This window comes from Dechloromonas agitata is5 (assembly GCF_000519045.1).
Classification (GTDB): Bacteria; Pseudomonadota; Gammaproteobacteria; order Burkholderiales; family Rhodocyclaceae; genus Azonexus; species Azonexus agitatus.
On sequence record NZ_KI912532.1, the window covers coordinates 33382 to 53054 of the forward strand.

General features: G+C 62.9%; 17 protein-coding genes. 10 read left to right on the plus strand and 7 right to left on the minus strand.

The annotated features are described in order from the left end of the window. Positions 1-4: 4 nt before the first annotated feature. The 4 genes from carA to K420_RS0100190 form a co-directional block, all read right to left on the minus strand. A complete protein-coding gene (carA, locus tag K420_RS0100175; RefSeq protein ID WP_035855087.1) occupies positions 5-1153 on the minus strand; it encodes a glutamine-hydrolyzing carbamoyl-phosphate synthase small subunit in 1149 nt (382 codons plus the stop codon). Between the two features lie 124 nt (positions 1154-1277). Further along, positions 1278-3842 (minus strand): PAS domain-containing hybrid sensor histidine kinase/response regulator, encoded by a 2565-nt coding sequence (locus K420_RS17705; protein ID WP_051452886.1) that lies wholly within the window; start codon positions 3840-3842, stop codon positions 1278-1280. Between the two features lie 6 nt (positions 3843-3848). Continuing rightward, entirely contained in the window at positions 3849-4655 is an 807-nt protein-coding gene (gene dapB / locus K420_RS0100185; protein ID WP_027456265.1) for a 4-hydroxy-tetrahydrodipicolinate reductase, read from the minus strand. A gap of 2 nt (positions 4656-4657) precedes the next feature. Then, positions 4658-5140 (minus strand): outer membrane protein assembly factor BamE, encoded by a 483-nt coding sequence (locus K420_RS0100190; RefSeq protein WP_027456266.1) that lies wholly within the window; start codon positions 5138-5140, stop codon positions 4658-4660. A 93-nt stretch (positions 5141-5233) separates the two neighbouring features. Between K420_RS0100190 and fur the strand changes: the two genes are divergently transcribed. Both fur and K420_RS0100200 read left to right on the plus strand, forming a co-directional pair. Then, a complete protein-coding gene (fur, locus tag K420_RS0100195; RefSeq protein WP_027456267.1) occupies positions 5234-5659 on the plus strand; it encodes a ferric iron uptake transcriptional regulator in 426 nt (141 codons plus the stop codon). Positions 5660-5672: 13 nt separating this feature from the next. Next, entirely contained in the window at positions 5673-6275 is a 603-nt protein-coding gene (locus K420_RS0100200) for a TMEM165/GDT1 family protein (RefSeq protein WP_027456268.1), read from the plus strand. Between the two features lies 1 nt (position 6276). Here K420_RS0100200 and recN read toward each other — a convergent pair whose 3' ends face one another. Then, positions 6277-7935, minus strand: coding sequence for a DNA repair protein RecN (recN, locus tag K420_RS0100205; protein WP_027456269.1), 1659 nt, complete (start codon positions 7933-7935; stop codon positions 6277-6279). Continuing rightward, entirely contained in the window at positions 7935-8864 is a 930-nt protein-coding gene (locus tag K420_RS0100210; protein ID WP_084019504.1) for an NAD kinase, read from the minus strand. The genes recN and K420_RS0100210 overlap by 1 nt, the downstream gene beginning before the upstream one ends. A gap of 46 nt (positions 8865-8910) precedes the next feature. Here K420_RS0100210 and hrcA point away from each other — a divergent pair, with 46 nt between their 5' ends. Genes hrcA through K420_RS0100235 form a run of 5 tightly spaced genes read left to right on the plus strand, consistent with a single transcriptional unit; the run spans position 8911 to position 14296 of the window. Continuing rightward, positions 8911-9939, plus strand: coding sequence for a heat-inducible transcriptional repressor HrcA (hrcA, locus tag K420_RS0100215; RefSeq protein WP_027456271.1), 1029 nt, complete (start codon positions 8911-8913; stop codon positions 9937-9939). Further along, positions 9939-11042 (plus strand): ferrochelatase, encoded by a 1104-nt coding sequence (hemH, locus tag K420_RS0100220; protein WP_027456272.1) that lies wholly within the window; start codon positions 9939-9941, stop codon positions 11040-11042. The genes hrcA and hemH overlap by 1 nt, the downstream gene beginning before the upstream one ends. A 51-nt stretch (positions 11043-11093) precedes the next feature. Then, complete coding sequence (trxC, locus tag K420_RS0100225; RefSeq protein ID WP_027456273.1) at positions 11094-11537, plus strand: thioredoxin TrxC; 444 nt, start codon at positions 11094-11096, stop codon at positions 11535-11537. A gap of 59 nt (positions 11538-11596) precedes the next feature. Then, complete coding sequence (locus K420_RS0100230; RefSeq protein WP_027456274.1) at positions 11597-12643, plus strand: hypothetical protein; 1047 nt, start codon at positions 11597-11599, stop codon at positions 12641-12643. Positions 12644-12676: 33 nt separating this feature from the next. Continuing rightward, positions 12677-14296 carry a methyl-accepting chemotaxis protein gene (locus K420_RS0100235; RefSeq protein WP_027456275.1) on the plus strand — a complete coding sequence of 540 codons (1620 nt, stop codon included), beginning with the start codon at positions 12677-12679 and terminating at the stop codon, positions 14294-14296. Between the two features lie 55 nt (positions 14297-14351). Here K420_RS0100235 and K420_RS0100240 read toward each other — a convergent pair whose 3' ends face one another. Next, positions 14352-15719, minus strand: coding sequence for a protein kinase domain-containing protein (locus K420_RS0100240; protein WP_027456276.1), 1368 nt, complete (start codon positions 15717-15719; stop codon positions 14352-14354). Positions 15720-15868: 149 nt separating this feature from the next. Here K420_RS0100240 and grpE point away from each other — a divergent pair, with 149 nt between their 5' ends. The 3 genes from grpE to dnaJ all read left to right on the plus strand — a co-directional run bounded on the left by grpE (position 15869) and on the right by dnaJ (position 19652). After that, positions 15869-16429, plus strand: a complete 561-nt coding sequence (gene grpE / locus K420_RS0100245) for a nucleotide exchange factor GrpE (protein ID WP_035854318.1) — start codon at positions 15869-15871, stop codon at positions 16427-16429. Positions 16430-16496: 67 nt separating this feature from the next. Next, on the plus strand, positions 16497-18437 hold the full coding sequence (dnaK, locus tag K420_RS0100250) for a molecular chaperone DnaK (protein WP_027456278.1): 1941 nt from the start codon (positions 16497-16499) through the stop codon (positions 18435-18437). An 81-nt stretch (positions 18438-18518) separates the two neighbouring features. After that, positions 18519-19652 carry a molecular chaperone DnaJ gene (gene dnaJ, locus K420_RS0100255; RefSeq protein ID WP_027456279.1) on the plus strand — a complete coding sequence of 378 codons (1134 nt, stop codon included), beginning with the start codon at positions 18519-18521 and terminating at the stop codon, positions 19650-19652. Positions 19653-19673: the final 21 nt, after the last annotated feature.

Genomic DNA, 19673 nt, shown 5'->3' on the forward strand with positions numbered 1-19673 from the left:
CGCCTTATTGCGCGGGGTTCAGCGCTGCGACGCCACGCGTCATGCAGTCGAGGAAGCGGTCGAACAGGTAGGCCACGTCGTGCGGACCGGGGCTCGCTTCCGGATGGCCCTGGAAGGAGAAGGCCGGCACATCGGTGCGGGCGATACCTTGCAGGGAACTATCGAATAGCGAGACATGAGTCGCACGCAGGTTGGCCGGCAGCGAATCGCCATCGACGGCAAAGCCGTGGTTCTGGCTGGTGATCAACACCTGGCCGGAATCGAGATCCTTGACCGGGTGGTTGGCGCCATGGTGGCCGAACTTCATTTTCATCGTCCGGGCACCGGAGGCCAGGGCCAGCAACTGGTGGCCCAGGCAGATACCAAAGGTCGGCACACCGCGCTCGAGGAATTCACGAATGGCCGCGATGGCGTAGTCGCAAGGTTCCGGGTCCCCCGGGCCGTTGGACAGGAAAACACCATCCGGCTTCATGGCCAGCACGTCGGCCGCCGGCGTTTGCGCCGGCACGACGGTCAGTCGCACGCCCCGCTCGGCCAGCATGCGTAGGATGTTGCGCTTGACGCCGAAATCGTAGGCCACGACATGGAAACGCTCTTCGGCACGCTGCCTGTAGCCTTCCAGCGTCCATTCGGCTTCGGCCCACTCGTAACCGGCCTTGGCCGAAACGACCTTGGCCAGGTCCATGCCAGCCAGGCCCGGGAAGGCCTTGGCCATGGCCAGCGCCTTGGCTTCGTCGATCTCGCCAGCCAGGATACAGCCGGCCTGGGCACCCTTTTCGCGCAGGATGCGGGTCAGCTTGCGGGTATCGATGCCGGCGATGGCGACGATCCCGTGCTTCTTCAGATAGGCGCCGAGGTCTTCCTCGCTACGCCAGTTGGATGCGCGACGCGGCAGGTCGCGAATGATCAGGCCGGCAGCAAAATTGGCGGCGGATTCGAAATCCTCGTCATTGCAGCCGGTATTACCGATATGCGGATAGGTCAGGGTGACGATCTGACGGCAGTAGGAAGGATCGGTTAGGATTTCCTGATAGCCGGACATCGCGGTGTTGAACACCACTTCGCCACTGGTAACGCCATCGGCGCCGATGGATTGGCCCTTGAAAACCGTTCCGTCGGCGAGGGCGAGAATGGCGGGGGTGAATGAGGGCAGCAGCGACACGTCGGCTCTCCAATTATTTTCTGCTTGTTCATGTGCCAAGCGGGAAGGCTTGCGCCTCCCCGCTTGTGCTTTTTAACCTTTCTATTCTAGCCGAAAAAGGGCTTTTCAGGCAAATTCAAGGGATTACACGCGTCTCAACGTAGCGCTCGAAGGCCGGTTTGATCAGGCCCATTTCGTCCACCAGGGCACCGTAGAGACGCCGGCAAGCAGCCCAATCGACACGCTCGACGTCCAGTGTCGCCTGCTCGATATCCATCGCCCGACGCCGGGCATGCTCGGCGTGGAACATCGCCAGCAGGCTCTTCAGCGTGTGGGCATGCATGCGCGTTTCGTGCGCATCGGTCACATCGATCGCCCCACGCAGGCGGCCAAGGTGGGCCTCCCACTCGGAGAGCAGCATTCCGGCCATCGTGGCGAGCAGTTCGGGTTCGCCAATATCCCGCAAGGCCGCATCGAGATCGAGGCGGGTCAATGTCTCGAACAAGACAGCATCGCCCCCGGCCACTTCCTGCCCCCCCTCGCCAACACCACGCGCCCTGACCAGCGCGGCATGGAGTTCTTCCGGGCGGAGTGGCTTGGCGACATAGTCATTCATTCCGGCCTCGATGCAACGCTCGCGATCGGAAGCCATCACGTTGGCCGTCATGGCAATGATGTAAACCGGCTTGAACTCCTGGGAGACGACCCAGCTCCGCCGCATCTCGCGCGAGCGGATCGCCTCGGTAGCCTCGATACCGCCCATGACCGGCATCTGCATGTCCATCAGGATCACGTCGAAATGCGCATCATCGAACAGATCAACCGCCTCGGCGCCGTTGTTGGCGATGGTCACCCGATGCGACTCCTTCTCGAGCAGGCGCTTGGCCAGCTCCTGATTGACCGGGTTATCCTCGACGAGAAGAATTTTCAGTCCACCCGGCGCCTCGTCGACCAGCCGCTCGTCGAAATCAACCTCGGACAGGATGAAACTATCGAGGCCGACCGTGCCCTGCCCTTCAGCCAGGGCCAGCGCATCGGCCAGATCAGGCGCTCCGACCGGCTTGACCAGATGGGCCGAGACACCGATCTCGCGCAACCGGGCCAGATCATGACGCTGGTTCTCGGTTGTCAGCATGACAAGCAGCCGTTCCTTGTGCCCGGAGCGCCCCCAGGTCTCGGCCAGTGTGAAACCAGCCGGCGCATCCATGTTGGCATCGGCCACGATGTAGTCGTACGGAAAATCGACCAGCCGGCTGCGCTCAATTGCCGCGACGGCTGCAGCGCCATCAGCCGACAACGAAGCCTGGATGCCATGACGCTCGAGCAGTTCAACCAGATAGCGGCCGCTGTTGGCGTTGTCATCGATGACCAGAGCACGCCGCCCCTCATAGCACACGGGCGCCGCCCCCCCTTGTACCACGGCTTCAACGCCAAAACGCCCGGTGAACGAAAAGAGCGCCCCCTGGCCGGACTGGCTTTCCAGCCAGATTCGACCATCCATCAACTGTACCAAACGGGCGCAGATGGCCAGACCGAGACCCGTGCCGCCGAAACGCCGGGTAGTCGATACGTCGGCCTGAGAAAAGGCTTCGAAGATGGCTTGCTGCTTGTCGGCCGGCACACCGATGCCGGTGTCGCGAATCGAGAAACGGAGAAAGACCGAGCGCTCCGTTCGCTGGTCGACTTCGACCTTGACCAGCACCTCCCCGGCTTCGGTGAACTTGATCGCGTTGCCAACCAGGTTGATGACCACCTGCCGCAGGCGCGTCGGATCTCCCACAATGCGGGCCGGCACGTCGGGCCGCACGTCGGCGATCAATTCCAACCCCTTCTTGTGCGCCCCCACGGCGAGGACACGCACCGCCTCAAGAACGACATCATGGACCGAGAAGGGCAGTGACTCGAACTCAACCTTGCCGGCCTCGATCTTCGAAAAATCGAGGATGTCGTTAACGATGGTGAGTAGCGCCTCGGCCGAGGACTTGACCGTCTTCAGGTAGTGCTTTTGCTCGGCATCCAGCTGGGTATCGAGCGCCAATTCCGTCATGCCGATGATGCCGTTCATCGGTGTGCGAATTTCGTGGCTCATGTTGGCCAGGAAGGCGCCACGCGCCCGGTTGGCCGACTCGGCGGCCTCCTTGGCCGAAATCAGCGCCGCCTCGGCTGCCTTCACCTCGCTGATGTCGCGCTGCAGCATGAGCACCCGACTCGGCCGCCCGTCGGCGTCGCGCGCCGCTACCGCACCGCGCAACAGGAACCAGCGCCATTGACCATCGCGCGCCTTCATGCGGCACTCCGCCTGAAAGCTGCCCTCCTGGTTCTTCAGGTGGGCATCGATCCGGGCCTGCAAGGCGCGTAGATCCTCGGGATGCACCAGGCGTTGCCACTGGACGATGGAGTTATCGAGATCTTCCTCGGCATAGCCAAGCATCTGCTTCCACTGGCGACCGGAATCGATGTTGCCGCTCACCAGGTTCCAGTCGGTCAGCGCATCCCCGGAAAGCTTGGCGTACCAGCCGCTCAGGTTCATCCCGGCATAGGCGCGATAAGCCGAATCGACCGTACCGAGCAGCTTTTCCAGGCCATCGGCGAGAGCCCCCTGGTGCGCGGCCCGCGCCTGCTCAATCAACTGCCGGAGCTGCGGCTCGCCTTCACCGCCAAAGATTTCCTGAAGCTGTTTGGCCAGCAGCCGGGATTTCATCGAGGATCAGCGCAAGCCGAGCACGTCCTGCATGTCGAACAGACCGTTCCGACGACCGGCCATGAAGCGCGCAGCACGCAGGCTGCCCAGGGCGTAGGGCATGCGGCTGCTCGCCTTGTGGGTGATTTCGACGCGCTCGCCAATGCCGCAGAACATCACGGTATGGTCGCCGACGATGTCGCCGCCACGCACCGTGGCGAAGCCGATGGTCGACGGATCGCGTTCGCCAGTGACGCCTTCGCGACCATAGACAGCACATGCTTCCAGGTCACGACCAAGCGCGTTGGCGACGACCTCGCCCATACGCAAGGCGGTGCCCGACGGGGCGTCGATCTTCATGCGGTGATGGGCTTCGACCACTTCGATGTCGTAGCCCTGATCCATGATGCGTGCCGCCATGTCGAGCAGCTTGAAGACGACATTGACGCCGACCGCCATATTCGGGGCAAAAACGACGGGAATATCCTTCGCCGCCTCGGCAATGGCGGCCTTGCCGTCGGCCTCGAAGCCGGTGGTGCCAATGACCATGCCGACACCGGCCTGCCGGCAGAGTTCGAGATGAACCAGCGTGCCTTGCGGGCGGGTGAAATCGATCAGGACATCGATGTCTTTTAAACCGGCTGCCACATCGTCACCGACGACGACATCGGATACCAGGCCCACCAGTTCTCCGGCGTTCTTGCCGATTGCCGGGCTGCCCGGCACATCAAAGGCGGCGCCGAGCGCGACGCCCTCGCCCTTCAGGGTAGCCTCGATGAGCATGCGGCCCATACGGCCGCCGCCTCCCACGATACCAATACGTGTTTCGCTCATTCCTAGAATCCAAACATGTTCATGAAACGCCGGAACCAGCCCGGCTCCTCGCGCGGCGGCAAGGGTTTGTCGGCGGCCTCGCCGGACAGCGAGCCGAGATCAACCAGACGGCTCTTGTTGACCGGTGTCGTCAGTTCTTCTGTCGATGCCACGTCGACATCGCCACCGACCCGCTCCAGGCGGTTGTCGGCATCGAAAAAGACGACGAACTTGCGCGATTCGACCTGGCCGGTCTGGCCGTTCCGATAGCTGTAAACGTAGTCCCAGCGCTGCTGGTGGAAGATATCGGCAACCATCGGCGTACCAAGCAGGAAGCGCACTTGATCCCTGGTCTGCCCCGGCTTCAGCTGAGCAACCATGTCCTGGGTCAGCACATTGCCCTGCTGGATATCGATCTTGTATTCGTTGATGAAGCCCGGTTTCCAGGAGCAGGCGGCAAGCAGCGCGCAGGAAAAGGCAAGGAGCGTGAGACGGGAACGACGCATTCGGAAATCCGGTTTTTGAATCGGCTTTGAAGCGGTATATCATACCTGAAATCGGCACCTCGCCCTGACAGAACAACTTCCGGAACTCCTGCAATGAGCGATCCGCAAAGCCTCAAGAATATGGGGCTGAAAGCCACATTCCCCCGACTGAAGATTCTCGAACTGTTCGAGAAAAGCACCCAGCGCCACATGACGGCTGAGGACGTCTATCGCATGTTGCTGGCCGAAAACATGGATATCGGCCTGGCCACCGTCTATCGCGTCCTCACCCAGTTCGAGCAGGCCGGCTTGCTCGAACGCCACTTCTTCGAATCCGGCAAGGCCGTTTTCGAGGTCAATCGCGGCAAGCACCACGACCATCTGGTCTGCGTCGAATGCGGCAAGGTCGAGGAATTTTTCGATCCGGAAATCGAGAAACGCCAGAACGCTGTCGCCGAGGAGCGCGGCTTCACCATCCAGGACCACGCCCTGTACATCTACGGCAATTGCGCCGAGTGCGGCACCAAGAAAAAGGCCTGATCTTCCTCGTGCAATGCCCATTTTGCTGACCGCCGACGCGGCGGCCTGGCTGTCTTCGGCCGGCGCCACCTATCTGCTGATCGCGCTTGCCGAGTTCGGCGACAAGAGCCAGCTCGTCTGCATGACGCTGGCCGCCCGCCATCGCGGCCTGCCGGTCGTGCTCGGAGCGATCGCCGCGTTTGCCGTGCTCAACCTGCTCGCCGTGCTGTTCGGCGCGGCGGTTGCCGCCTGGCTGCCGGAATGGGTGGTGACCGCTGCCGTTGCCCTGCTCTTTGCCTGGTTCGGCATCGCAGCCCTGCGCTTCGAGGAGGATGACGATGAGGAGATCGAGGAAAAGCAGGGGCACGGCGTTTTCGCCACTACCTTCCTGATGATTTTCCTGGCCGAGTTCGGTGACAAGACACAGATCGCCGTCGCCGGCCTGGGCAGCACGGCCGATACGGCGGCAACCTGGGTGGGCGGCACGCTAGCGCTGGCCACGACCTCGCTGCTCGGTGTGTATGCCGGGCGTCGCCTGCTCAACAAGCTGCCGCTGCACTGGATTCACCGCGTCAGCGGCATCTTTTTCCTGCTTCTCGCCCTGCTCGCCGTACTGCGTTTGGTCGGCGCTTTCTGAATCAGGCCGGCCGACGCAACAGCTCGCTGGCGTGCTGCCGGGTGATCTCGGTGATTTCGACTCCACCCAGCATGCGGGCGATTTCCTGCACCCGACCCGCCGGATCGAGCGGCTGGATGGCGCTCAAGGTTACGCCATCGCGTGTCGCCTTGCTGACCTGCCACTGCCAGTCGGCCTGCGCGGCAACCTGAGGAAGATGGGTTACGCACAGCACCTGGCGCTCGCGACCCAGTTCGTGCAGCAGGCGGCCGACAATCTCGGCAACACCGCCACCGATACCGACGTCGACTTCATCGAAGATCAGGGTCGGCACGCTGGCCGAGCGCGACGTCAGCACCTGGATCGCCAGGCTGATACGCGACAATTCCCCCCCCGAAGCAACCTTGGCCAGCGGCCGGGCTTCGTTGCCGGCCAAGCCGCCGATGCGGAACTCGACCAGCTCCAGTCCCTGCGCCGAACCGCCTTCGACAGCCGGCAATGCCACTTCGAAACGCCCGGCCGACAAGGCGAGCTGGCGCATGACATCGCTGACGGCCCGGCCCATTTCCTTGGCCGCCTTCTGGCGCCCGGTAGAGAGCTTTTCGGCCAGTTTCAGGTATTCCGCCCGCGTCGTGGCAACCTTGGTTTCCAAGGCAGCCAGATCGGCCGATTCGTCGAGCTCCGCCAGGCGCTGCCGCCAGGCAGTTAGCAGCCCGGGCAACTCGGCCGGCTGCACACGGTATTTGCGGGCGTGGGCCATGACCGCATCCATCCGGCGCTCGACCTCGGCGAGACGGGATGGATCGAGGTCGACCCGGTCGGCGTAACGACGCAGGGTCGATACGGCCTCCGACAACTCTGCCTGCACGGAACCGAGCAGTTCGGCCACCTCGGCCAGTGCCGGGTCGTACTCGGCCAGCCCGGAGAGACGGGTGGTCACGCTGTCGATCTGCCGCTCGCAGGCAGCGTCGTCCTCGGCCAGTACGCCGAGGGCGAACTGGGCCCCTTCGATCAGGCTGGCGGCATGGCCAAGCCGGCGATGTTCGACATCGAGCGTCGCCCATTCGTCGTCAGCGAAGGCCAGCGCATCGAGTTCGCCGATCTGCCATTGCAGTTGCTCGCGTTCTCGCTGCAAGGCATCGACCCCTTCGCTGGCCGTGCGCAGTTGCTGCTCGGCCTCGCGCCAGGTCTTCCAGGCCCCGGCCACCGCCTTGGCCTGGGTAATGAGGCCGGCATGAGTGTCGAGCAAGGTCCGCTGGGCATCGCCGCGCAACAGGGACTGATGGGCGTGCTGGCCGTGGATGTCGACTAGCCATTCACCCACTTCACGCAACTGCTGCACGGTCGCCGACGAGCCGTTGATGTAGGCCCGCGACCGGCCGCCGGCATCGACCACGCGGCGGAGGATCAATTCGCCGTCAGCGTCGAAATCGTTGGCAGTCAGCCACGCGGTAACCTCGGGCAGTCCGCCGATATCGAAACTGGCCGCCACGTCGGCCTTGTCGCAACCCGATCGCACGACGCCGGCATCGGCCCGTTCCCCCAGGGCCAGGGCCAGGGCGTCGATCAGAATGGATTTGCCGGCACCGGTCTCGCCGGTCAGGGCACCAAAACCGCCGGCGAATTCGAGCTCCAGCCGGTCGACGATGACGAAATCTTTGATGGTCAGTTGGCGCAGCATCAGGGCCCCTTCGGCCGTTCGCTCCACTGCAGTTTCTGGCGCAGCATGGCGAAATAGCTGTAGCCCGGCGGGTGCAGGAAGCAGATCTTGTGTTCGGAACGGCGCAGGCGAACCGAATCGCCCGGCAGCAGGTCGAGCGTCACCTGGCCGTCGAAGTGCACGCGCGGATCGTCTGCGGAGACGATGCGCAACTCGATGTCGGTGTTGTCGTTGACGATGATCGGCCGGTTGGTCAGGGCATGCGGGCACAGCGGCACGAGCGCGATGCCGGTCAGCGTCGGATTCAGGATGGGGCCACCAGCCGACATCGAATAGGCCGTCGAGCCGGTCGGCGTCGAGACGATCAGACCATCCGAGCGCAGGTTGTAGATGAACTCACCGTCGATGAACAGTTCGAACTCGATCATCCGGCCAATGGCGCCCTTGTCGACCACCACGTCGTTGAGCGCCATGTTGGAGGCGATCTCTTTGCCGTCGCGCGTCACTTCGGCAGCGAGCAGCATGCGGTTCTCGGGGTCGAAGCGGCCGTCGAGTAGGTCATCCATGCAGGTCAGCATATCGTCGCGGGCGATATCGGTCATGAAACCGAGCCGCCCCTGGTTCACACCGACCAGCGGCACGCAGTAACGGGCCAGGCGGCGGGCCGCGTTGAGCATGGTGCCGTCACCGCCGAGTACGATGGCGAGATCGGCATGGGCACCGATATCGTTGAACCCGCACGTCACCCAGCGCGACAGGTCGACCTTCTTGCCGATGTTCTCGGCCGTCTCGCGTTCGATGAAGACCGAGACGCCGCGCTCGTAGAGATATTCAGCCAAACGGCGCAGGGATTCGGCAATTTCCTGGCTATGGTATTTGCCGACCAGCGCGATGGTCCGTGGGGAGCGGTAGGATGCGAAGCCTCGGTTCATGGGGCCGAATTCTTGCATAAAAACAGCTTGCAGCGCGCGCCGCGCTTTTTTGTACAATCGGGCCATGCTCGATGAACGCGCCCGCACCCTGCTGAAGACCCTGGTCGAACACTACATCGCCGACGGACAGCCGGTCGGCTCGCGCGCCTTGTCGAAGTTTTCCGGCCTCGACCTGTCGCCGGCCACGATCCGCAACGTGATGGCCGACCTCGAGGAAGCCGGCTTCGTCGCCAGCCCGCACACCTCGGCCGGCCGGATCCCGACGGCACGCGGCTATCGCCTGTTCGTCGACAGCCTGCTCACCGTGCAGCCAATGGAAGCCCGGCAGATCGGGCAACTGGAGGAGGCCCTGCAAGGCCGCCCCTCGAGCCAGATCATCGCCAGCGCCTCGCAACTGCTCTCCAGCCTGACCCATTTCGCCGGTGTCGTGGTCGCTCCCCGCCGGCCGAGCAGTCGCATCCGGCAGATCGAGTTTCTCAGCCTGGCCGAAAAAAGGGTACTCCTCATCATTGTCACGGCCGATGGCGACGTGCAGAACCGCATTGTGACGACCGACCGCGCGTATTCGACCAGCGAATTGACCACCGCGGCCAACTACCTGACCCAGCATTTCGCCGGCCTCGATTTCGAGCAGATGCGCCAGCGCCTGTCGGCGGAGATTCGGCAGCTACGCGACGACATCAAGCCGCTGATGAGCCTTGCGCTCGAAGCCGGCGATGCCGCGATGACGGAGAGCGCGACACCCTACGTTATTTCGGGCGAGAAGAACCTGCTCGACGTCGAGGAGCTGTCGTCCAACATGAAACGCCTGCGTGAGTTGTTCGACCTCTTCGAACAGCGTTCCAGCCTGATGCGCCTGCTCGATGTCTCGAACCGGGCCGAGGGTGTTCAGATTTTCATCGGTGGCGAATCGGGCATCGCCCCGCTCGACGAATGCAGCGTCATTGCGGCCCCCTACACCGTCGATGGCCAGGTCGTCGGCTCGCTCGGCGTCATCGGACCGACCCGCATGGCCTACGAGCGCGTCATCCCGATCGTCGACATCACCGCCCGCCTGCTGTCCAGCGCCCTTTCCTCCAAATCGGATTCCTGATGCCCCGCTATTTACCGGAACCGCCGTACCGTCACGGCACCCCGGCGACCACTGCGGTCGTCCTCGTCAACCTCGGCACACCGGAGGCACCGACCGCTCCCGCGCTGAAACGCTATCTGCGCCAGTTCCTCTCCGATCCGCGTGTCGTCGAGATTCCCAAGGCGCTCTGGTGGCTGATCCTGAACGGCATCATCCTCAATGTCCGCCCGAAGAAATCGGCTGCCAAGTACGCCACCGTCTGGATGGAGGACGGTTCACCGCTACGCGTCCATACCGAGCGTCAGGCCAGGCTGCTCAAGGGCCTGCTCGGCCAGCGCGGCCATCAGCTCAGTGCCTTCTATGCCATGCGCTACGGCACGCCGTCGCTGGCCGAGGTGCTCACCCGGCTGAAGGCCGAGGGCACCCGCCGTATCCTGATCGTGCCGATGTATCCGCAGTACGCCGCGAGCACGACGGCGACCGTCGTGGACGAGGCGGCGCGCTGGCTGCTGCAAACGCGCAACCAGCCGGAAATGCGTTTCGTGCGCAACTTCCACGACCAGGAAGCCTATCTCTCGGCCCTGGAAAAATCGGTCCGCCGTCACTGGCAGGCGAATGGCTCGCTAGGCGAGCAGGATCGCCTGCTCATCAGCTTCCATGGCCTGCCGAAGCGCAGCCTCGACCTTGGCGACCCTTACTTCTGCGAATGCCACAAGACCGGCCGCCTGCTGGCCGAGCGCCTGAACTTGCGCCCCGAGCAATACCAGATCTGCTTCCAGTCACGTTTTGGCAAGGCGGAATGGCTGCAGCCGTACACCGCACCGACACTGGAGGAATGGGGTGCCCAGGGCGTGCGGCGGGTCGATGTGATCTGCCCCGGCTTCGTCGCCGACTGCCTGGAAACCCTGGAAGAAATCGCCCAGGAGGGCCGCGACGATTTCCTCAAGGCCGGTGGCCGGGAATACCACTACATCCCGGCGCTGAACGAGGACGATGCCTGGATCGAGGCGCTGGCCGATCTGGCCGAACAGCACCTGGCCGGCTGGCCGACGCGAACGGCGGCCGACCCGCAGGCCCTGGCGATCAGCGCCCGCCAGGCGAGCCAATTCGGCGCGCCGTCTTGAATATCCGGCGGGCGCCCCTATATCAGGAAAACCTGATTGTCGGAGCCTGCCATGTCTGAAAGCCTGCACGTCGTCTGCCCGCATTGTGCGGCAGTCAACCGCATCCCATCCACCAAGCTGGGCGACGCGCCGCATTGCGGCCAATGCAAGCAGCCGCTGTTCACCGGGGAACCGCTGGAACTGGGCAGCGCCAGTTTTGACCGCCATCTGACACGGAACGACCTGCCGGTCGTCGTCGATTTCTGGGCGCCATGGTGCGGGCCGTGCCGCATGATGGCGCCGACCTTCCACCAGGCGGCCATTGACCTTGAACCCTACGCCCGCCTCGCCAAGGTCAACACCGAGGCCGAGCCACAACTCGCCGCCCGCTTCAACATCCGTAGCATTCCGACGCTCGCCATTTTTTCGGGAGGCCGTGAAATCGCCCGCCAGAGCGGGGTGCTCGACCTCAACACGCTGAAACGCTGGATAGAGCCGCATCTCCGGCGCCCTTAACTTCGCCGCCCCGGGGCCGTTAACCGTCAGGTAGAAGCTAAACCTGCCCGGAGGCCACCATGAAAATCGCCAGTTCCAGCCTGCAAATGGCCTCGTCGCACGCCAGCCTGCAGCAGCACGAAATCCGGGAGCGTCTGACGATGTGGGTCGGCCAACGCCCCGGGCAGCAAAACACCACGCCGCCGGCCGGGCGTGACGAGGTTCGCCTGTCCGACGCCGGCAAGGCCGCGGCGGAAGCCGAGGCCAGCGGCGGCGTCACGAGCGACGAGGCAACCGACAACGATCCTCGCCTGAGCCTCATTCGCTCGCTGATCGAAATGCTGACCGGGCGCTCGATCGAGATTTTCGATGCGACCGATTTGCAGGCTCCCCCGGCAGACGTGCCCACCCCGGGCACTTCCACCGTCCAGCCAGCAGGGGAAGGCGGACCGGTCGGCTGGGGTATGGCGTACGACCGCCACGAGTCCTATACGGAAATCGAGCAGACCAGCTTCTCGGCCAGCGGCCAGGTGCGTACGGCGGATGGCCGGGAAATCGCCTTCGACCTCCAGTTAAGCATGGCGCGCGCCTACCATGAAGAATCCGACATCAGCCTGCGCCTGGGCGATGCGGCCCGCAAGACCGACCCGCTGGTCCTCAATTTCTCCGGCACGGCAGCCCAATTGACCGACCAGCGCTTTGCTTTCGATCTGAATGCCGACGGCAGGACGGAGCAGATCAACTTCGTCGCACCAGGTAGTGGTTTCCTGGTTTTCGACCGCAACCGGGACGGCAAGGTAAACGACGGGCGCGAACTGTTCGGTCCGAGCACCAATGACGGTTTCCAGGAACTGGCGGCGCTGGACGACGACCGGAACGGCTGGATCGACGAGAACGACGCAGCGTATGAGCAGTTGCAGGTATGGACACGCGACGGCGAAGGGAAGGACCGCCTGCAATCGCTGGCCGATGCCAGCGTGGGTGCCATCGCCCTGGCCCGGATCGCAACGCCGTTCGACATCAAGAACAATGACAATCAACTACTCGGCCAAATTCGCAATTCCGGGATATTTTTGCAGGAAAACGGCACGGCTGGCACAATTCAGCAAATTGATCTGACTGCCTGACACACAGGGGCAGCATTGTGCAGGGGGATTCCGATGCCACGCATCGCCGATTTGAAGATTTGGGTTCGCATCACTGCCGCCATCTGGGTCGTCCTGGCCATCATCTGGGCCGGCGCCATCGTCTGGACGACACAAGTCAATCGTGACACGGCAATTCGCCAGGCACAGGACTTTTCACAGAGCATTCACGAAATGACCATGGCCGGCCTGACCGGCATGATGATCACCGGCACGGTCGGTCAGCGCGAGGTTTTCCTCGACCAGATCAAGCAGCTGTCGATCATCAAGGATCTGCACGTCGCCCGTGGCGAAGCGGTGACCAAGCTCTACGGCCCGGATACCAAGAGCGCGCGCGAGCTTGACGCCCTCGAAAAGCAGGTCATGGCGACCGGCACCCCGTACATGGCGGTACAAACGGCCGAGGGTAATTCCTTCCTGCACGTCATCAACCCGACCAAGGCCGCCAAGAACTACCTTGGCAAGGACTGCATCGTCTGTCACCAGGTGCCGGAAGGCACGGTGCTCGGCGTGGTCAGCATGAAGGTATCGCTCGACTCGGTCGAGTCCGAGGTTGCCGCCTTCCGCCTGAAAATCGCGGGCGTCGCGCTGATCGCGCTCGGCGCCCTGCTCGTCATCATCTACCTGATCACCCACCATTTCGTCACCCGGCCGCTCGACGAACTGCGCAAGGGTCTCTCCGACATTGCCCGCGGCGAGGGCGACCTGACCCGCCGCCTGCCGATCAAGGGCAAGGATGAAGTTGGCCAGTCGGCCCAGGTCTTCAACGAGATGATGGACAACTTCAACCAGCTCGTCCGCCAGGTGCGCGATGCCGCCAGCCAGGTGTCGACGCGGGTCGGTGCGCTTTCCGACAGCGCCGACCGGGTGACGCAGAGTTCGCACCAGCAGAACGAAAAATCCAGCCATGCTGCGGCTGCCGTCGAGCAACTGGTATCGAGCATTTCGTCCATCGCGCAGAGCGCCGAGCATGTCCAGCACCAGTCGCAGGAAAGCCTGGCCCGCGCGAACGAAGGCAGCCGCAACCTGGAAACCCTGCTCGGCGAGATGAATGTCGTCGAGCGTGCCGTCCGCGAGATGGCCGACTCGGTGAACAACTTCGTGCACAACACCGAAGCCATCACGCAGATGACCCGCGAGGTAAAGGACATCGCCGAACAAACCAACCTGCTCGCCCTCAATGCGGCCATCGAGGCCGCCCGCGCCGGTGAGCAGGGGCGTGGTTTTGCGGTTGTGGCAGACGAAGTGCGCAAGCTGGCTGAAAAATCCTCCCGCTCAGCCAGCGAAATCGACACCATCACCGCCAGCCTGAGCGCTCAATCCGTTTCTGTCCGGCGCAGCATCGAGGCCGGACTGGAGCACCTCGACGCCAGCCAGACGGCCGTCGCTTCCGTCTCGAGCGTATTGCAGGCGACCAACGGTTCAGTCAGTGAAGTCGGACACGGGCTCGACGCCATCGCCGCCGCCACTGATCAGCAGCGTCGCTTCTCCGGTGAAGTCGAATCCAGCATCGAGGCGATTGCCGGCATGGCCCGCGAGAACTCCGGCACGGTTGAACAGACCGCCAGCGCCGCCCATGACCTGAAGCGGCTGGCCGATAGCCTGGCCGGCCTGGTCGGACGTTTCAAGGTTTAACCAGCGGGTAGTCGTCCGTCATGGGTTGCCAGCAACCCATATCGGACGACTCGCCTCACATCGGCGCCAATTCAAGGTCCAGGCCGCCACCCGGCTTGTTCGACCCGCCGACCTGGGATGCCGACAGGCTCTGCACCGCCGGCAGCCCCTGTGCCGCGGCGATCCGGTTGACCTCGCGCATGCGCTTGATCATCCGGCTGAGCAGGACGTTACGCATGCGTTCCATCAACTCTTCCGACGACAGGGCTAGCGCTGCTGCGTTGATTTCAAGGAAAAGGGTTGGCTCCAGCGTTACGGCCGTCGAGCAGCGCAAATCGCTGGAGGGGTGGAGGAAGGCGACTTCGCCGACCGGCTCGCTGGGACCCAGCCGGCACAGCGCCTTGCCCTCGATCGACACTTCGACCGAACCGGAAACAATGACGCCGAAGAACTTGCTGCGCTCCCCCTCGCGGATCAGTGCGACATTCGGCGAGACCTCCCGCCAGACCGCAACGCGCAGGACCTCCCAGATTTCGATGTTCTCGAACTCGGTGAAAAATTCCAGCTTACGCAGGGTTTCGAAGTGCCTGGTATCCTCGACCGTCGAGTCCTCGTCGACCAACTGGTAGCGCACGGCCGACAGGTCCTTGGCCATTTCGGCGCCATTCCGGTAGCGGTTGTAGAGATCCTTTTCCAGCGCCCGCTTCAGGATGGCGTTCAGCCCCTCCGGCAGATCGGGGCGCAACGAGGTCACCGAAGGCGCCTCGGTATTGACGATACGATAGATCAGCGTCGCCTGGTTGTTGGCGCGGAACGGCAGGCGGCCGGTCAGTAACTGAAAGAGCACGACGCCCAGCGAGTAGAGGTCGGTCTTCTGGTTGAGCGGATAATTCTTGATCTGCTCGGGTGACATGTAGGCCGGCGAGCCAACGCCCATGATGAAGGTCGAATCCCGGTCGAGATCCTTGTTCATGTTCAGCGCCAGCCCGAAGTCGGCGATCTTGGCCTCGTCGTTGGCGGCGACCATGATGTTGGCCGGCTTGATGTCGCGATGGATGATGCCCTGCCGATACGCTGCGTCGAGCGCCATGCAGCACTTGAAGATAATGCCGATGACGCGGTGCATCGGTAGCAGCTTGTCGATCCGCGTATGGTCCTCGAGCGAGAAACCCTTGACGTACTCCATCGCCAGATAGGCGAAATCCTGCTCGACCACCGCCTCATAGACCTGCACGATGTTCGGGTGATTCAGTCGCTTGGCAACCATCCCCTCGTTCTGGAACAGCTTGCGCATGCGGCGCGACATCGCCCCGCCATCCTTCCCGAACTGGATCACCTTGACGGCAACTTGGCGGCCTGAATCCGGATCATCGCAAAGGTAGACCGTCGCGGTCGCTCCCTTGCCGAGCTCTCGAATCACGCGGTATTTGCCGATCGTTTCCATTGGCGATATTTGAGAAAAATGCAGGGATTTATCGTAGCACGCCGCTTTGGAGGCCGCGGCAGTTTCCTGTGCAAAGAAATTACTTGGCAGGGGCTTGAAAGTACAAAACCCGCCCCCAAATACCGAAAAGATTTTTTGGAGAAACGCGTATGTCCAACCCCGAAAACACCCAGGAAGCCATGCTGGGCAACGAACCTGTCACCGAGCAACCGGCAGCTGCCGAGACTGCACAGACCGACAACGTCGACACCATTCCAAGCCTCGAGGAGCAGTTCAAGGCCCTCGAACTGAAGGCAGCCGAGCATTACGACGCCTGGCTGCGTGCCAAGGCCGAAGGCGAAAACATCCGCCGCCGCGCCCAGGAAGACATTTCCAAGGCCCACAAATTCGCCGTCGAGAAGTTCGCTGGCGAACTGCTGGCCGTCAAGGACAGCCTGGAAGCCGCCCTGGCCGTGCCGGAGCAGACCGTCGAAAGCTTCAAGTCCGGCGTCGAGCTGACCCTGAAGCAACTGGTTTCCGCCTTCGAGAAAAACGCCCTGCACGAAGTCAATCCGGCCGGCGAGAAGTTCGACCCGCACAAGCACCAGGCCATCGGCATGGTCGATTCCGAGCAGGAAGCCAACACCGTGGTCACCGTGCTGCAGAAGGGCTACCTGATCGCCGACCGCGTGCTGCGCCCGGCCCTGGTCATGGTCGCCAAGGGCAAATAAACACTTGAAATCGTTGGGGTGAATCCCCAATTCACGAACATCAGCCATTCATCTTAAGGAAACAAACATGGGCAAGATCATCGGTATCGACCTCGGCACCACCAACTCCTGCGTCGCCATCATGGAAGGCGGCCAGCCGAAGGTTATCGAAAACGCGGAAGGCGCACGTACCACCCCGTCCATCATCGGCTACACCGAAGACGGCGAAATTCTGTGCGGCGCCCCGGCCAAGCGCCAGGCCGTGACCAACCCGAAGAACACGCTGTACGCCGTCAAGCGCCTGATCGGCCGCCGCTTCGAAGAGAAGGAAGTGCAGAAGGACATCGCCCTGATGCCCTTCAAGATCGTCAAGGCCGACAACGGCGACGCCTGGGTTGAAGCGCGCGACAAGAAAATCGCCCCGCCGCAGGTTTCTGCTGAAGTGCTGCGCAAGATGAAGAAGACCGCCGAAGACTACCTCGGCGAGGAGGTTACCGAAGCTGTCATCACCGTGCCGGCCTACTTCAACGACAGCCAGCGCCAAGCCACCAAGGACGCCGGCCGCATCGCCGGTCTGGAAGTCAAGCGCATCATCAACGAGCCGACCGCTGCCGCCCTCGCCTTCGGCATGGACAAGGTTGCCGGCAAGGACAAGAAGATCGCTGTTTATGACTTGGGCGGCGGCACCTTCGACATCTCCATCATCGAAATCGCCGATGTCGATGGCGAAAAGCAGTTCGAAGTGCTGGCCACCAACGGCGACACCTTCCTCGGCGGTGAAGACTTCGACCAGCGTCTGATCGACTACATCATCGACGAATTCAAGAAGGAATCCGGCGTCGACCTGAAGAAGGACGTGCTGGCCCTGCAACGCCTGAAGGAAGCCGCCGAAAAGGCCAAGATCGAGCTGTCCTCCAGCCAGCAGACCGAAGTCAACCTGCCCTACATCACCGCCGACGCCTCCGGCCCGAAGCACCTGGCGCTGAAGATCACCCGCGCCAAGTTCGAGTCGCTGGTCGACGAGCTGATCGAGCGTACCGTCGCTCCCTGCCTGACCGCGCTGAAGGACGCTGGCTGCAAGATCGGCGACATCGACGACGTCATCCTGGTCGGCGGCCAGTCGCGCATGCCGAAGGTGCAGGAAAAGGTCAAGGAAGTGTTCGGCAAGGAGCCGCGCAAGGACGTGAACCCGGATGAAGCTGTCGCCGTCGGCGCCGCCATCCAGGGCGGCGTGCTGCAGGGCGAAGTCAAGGACGTGCTGCTGCTCGACGTCACCCCGCTGTCGCTGGGTATCGAAACCCTGGGCGGCATCATGACCAAGCTGATCCAGAAGAACACCACGATCCCGACCAAGGCTTCGCAAGTGTTCTCGACCGCCGACGATAACCAGTCCGCCGTGACCATCCACGTGCTGCAAGGCGAGCGTGAAGTCGCTTCCGGCAACAAGAGCCTGGGCCAGTTCAACCTGGAAGGCATCCCGCCGGCCCCGCGCGGCACGCCGCAGATCGAAGTCATCTTCGACATCGACGCCAACGGCATCATGCACGTCACCGCCAAGGACAAGGCCACCGGCAAGGAAAACAAGATCACCATCAAGGCCAACTCCGGCCTGAGCGAAGAAGAAATTCAACGCATGGTCAAGGACGCCGAGCTGCACGCCGAGGAAGACAAGAAGGCGCACGAACTGGCCGACGCCCGCAACCAGGCCGACGGCATGGTGCACATGGTCAAGAAGTCGCTGACCGAATATGGCGACAAGCTCGACGCTGGCGAGAAGGAAGCCATCGAAGCCGCCATCAAGGATGTTGAAGAAGTCCTGCGCGACGGCGACAAGGATGTCATCACCGCCAAGACCGAAGCCCTGTCGGCTGCGGCCCAGAAGCTGGGTGAGAAGATGTACGCCCAGCAACAGGCCGAAGGCGCTGCTGCTGGTGCGGCCGGTGCCGGCGCCCAGCCGCAAGGCGAGAAGACCGTCGAAGGCGACGTCGTCGATGCCGAATTCACGGAAGTGAACAAGGACAAGAAGTAAGCCTGACGCAATAGCCCGGCGCCGAGCCTTCCGGAACCTCCGGCGGCGCTCGGCGCCTTTGTCACTTAGACGGGACTGAACATGTCTAAACGCGATTTTTACGAGATTCTCGGCGTCAACCGCGACGCGTCGGACGACGAGATCAAGAAGGCCTACCGCAAGCTGGCCATGAAGTACCACCCGGATCGCAATCCGGACAATCCGTCGGCTGAAGAAAAGTTCAAGGAAGCCAAGGAAGCTTATGAAATCCTGTCGGACGGCCAGAAGCGTGCGGCCTACGACCAGTATGGTCATGCGGGCGTCGACCCGCAGGCCGGGATGGGCGCCGGCGGCTTCGGCGCAGGCGGCGGTTTTGCCGATGCCTTCGGCGGCATCTTCGACGAAATCTTCGGCGGTCGCGGCGGCGGTGGTGGCGGACGTTCCAACATCTACCGCGGCGCCGACCTGCGCTACAACCTGGAAATCACGCTGGAACAGGCTGCTCACGGCACCGAGACCAAGATCCGCATCCCGACCATGGAGGAATGCGAGGTCTGTCACGGCTCCGGCGCCAAGGCCGGGACCCAGCCCAAGACCTGTCCGACCTGTAACGGCTCCGGTCAGGTTCGTCTGCAACAAGGTTTCTTCTCGATCCAGCAGACCTGCCACAAGTGCCACGGCACCGGCCGCTTCATCGCCGACCCGTGCAAGTCCTGTGGCGGCGCCGGTCGTATCAAGCAGCACAAGACCCTGGCAGTGAAGATTCCGGCCGGTGTGGACGAAGGCGATCGCATCCGGCTGGCCGGCGAAGGCGAGCATGGCGTGAACGGCGGTCCGCCGGGCGACCTCTACGTGCAGATTCACCTGAAGCAGCACGCCGTGTTCCAGCGCGACCACAACGACCTGCATTGCGAAATGCCGATTTCCTTCACCACCGCTGCTCTGGGTGGTGAAATCGAAATCCCGACCCTGGATGGTGCAGCGAATATCAAGATTCCGCCGGAAACCCAGTCCGGGCGTGTTTTCCGCCTGCGCGGCAAGGGCATCAAGGGCGTGCGTAGCCATGCGCACGGCGATCTGATGTGCCATGTCGTGGTCGAAACACCGGTCAACCTGACCGATCGCCAGAAGGAACTGCTGCGCGAACTGGAAGAAAGCAGCAAGGACAACTCGGCCAAGCACAATCCGCGCTCCAAATCGTGGATGGACAAGGTCAAGGAATTCTTCGGCGACTGAGCCAGCAGCAGTACCTGATCA

Bases quoted from the DNA above. Each gene is read 5' to 3' on its own strand.
- K420_RS17705 (WP_051452886.1), bottom strand. From the start codon at position 3,842: ATGAAATCCCGGCTGCTGGCCAAACAGCTTCAGGAAATCTTTGGCGGT.
- dapB (WP_027456265.1), bottom strand. From the start codon at position 4,655: ATGAGCGAAACACGTATTGGTATCGTGGGAGGCGGCGGCCGTATGGGC.
- K420_RS0100190 (WP_027456266.1), bottom strand. From the start codon at position 5,140: ATGCGTCGTTCCCGTCTCACGCTCCTTGCCTTTTCCTGCGCGCTGCTT.
- fur (WP_027456267.1), top strand. From the start codon at position 5,234: ATGAGCGATCCGCAAAGCCTCAAGAATATGGGGCTGAAAGCCACATTC.
- K420_RS0100200 (WP_027456268.1), top strand. From the start codon at position 5,673: ATGCCCATTTTGCTGACCGCCGACGCGGCGGCCTGGCTGTCTTCGGCC.
- recN (WP_027456269.1), bottom strand. From the start codon at position 7,935: ATGCTGCGCCAACTGACCATCAAAGATTTCGTCATCGTCGACCGGCTG.
- K420_RS0100210 (WP_084019504.1), bottom strand. From the start codon at position 8,864: ATGCAAGAATTCGGCCCCATGAACCGAGGCTTCGCATCCTACCGCTCC.
- hrcA (WP_027456271.1), top strand. From the start codon at position 8,911: ATGCTCGATGAACGCGCCCGCACCCTGCTGAAGACCCTGGTCGAACAC.
- hemH (WP_027456272.1), top strand. From the start codon at position 9,939: ATGCCCCGCTATTTACCGGAACCGCCGTACCGTCACGGCACCCCGGCG.
- trxC (WP_027456273.1), top strand. From the start codon at position 11,094: ATGTCTGAAAGCCTGCACGTCGTCTGCCCGCATTGTGCGGCAGTCAAC.
- K420_RS0100230 (WP_027456274.1), top strand. From the start codon at position 11,597: ATGAAAATCGCCAGTTCCAGCCTGCAAATGGCCTCGTCGCACGCCAGC.
- K420_RS0100235 (WP_027456275.1), top strand. From the start codon at position 12,677: ATGCCACGCATCGCCGATTTGAAGATTTGGGTTCGCATCACTGCCGCC.
- K420_RS0100240 (WP_027456276.1), bottom strand. From the start codon at position 15,719: ATGGAAACGATCGGCAAATACCGCGTGATTCGAGAGCTCGGCAAGGGA.
- grpE (WP_035854318.1), top strand. From the start codon at position 15,869: ATGTCCAACCCCGAAAACACCCAGGAAGCCATGCTGGGCAACGAACCT.
- dnaK (WP_027456278.1), top strand. From the start codon at position 16,497: ATGGGCAAGATCATCGGTATCGACCTCGGCACCACCAACTCCTGCGTC.
- dnaJ (WP_027456279.1), top strand. From the start codon at position 18,519: ATGTCTAAACGCGATTTTTACGAGATTCTCGGCGTCAACCGCGACGCG.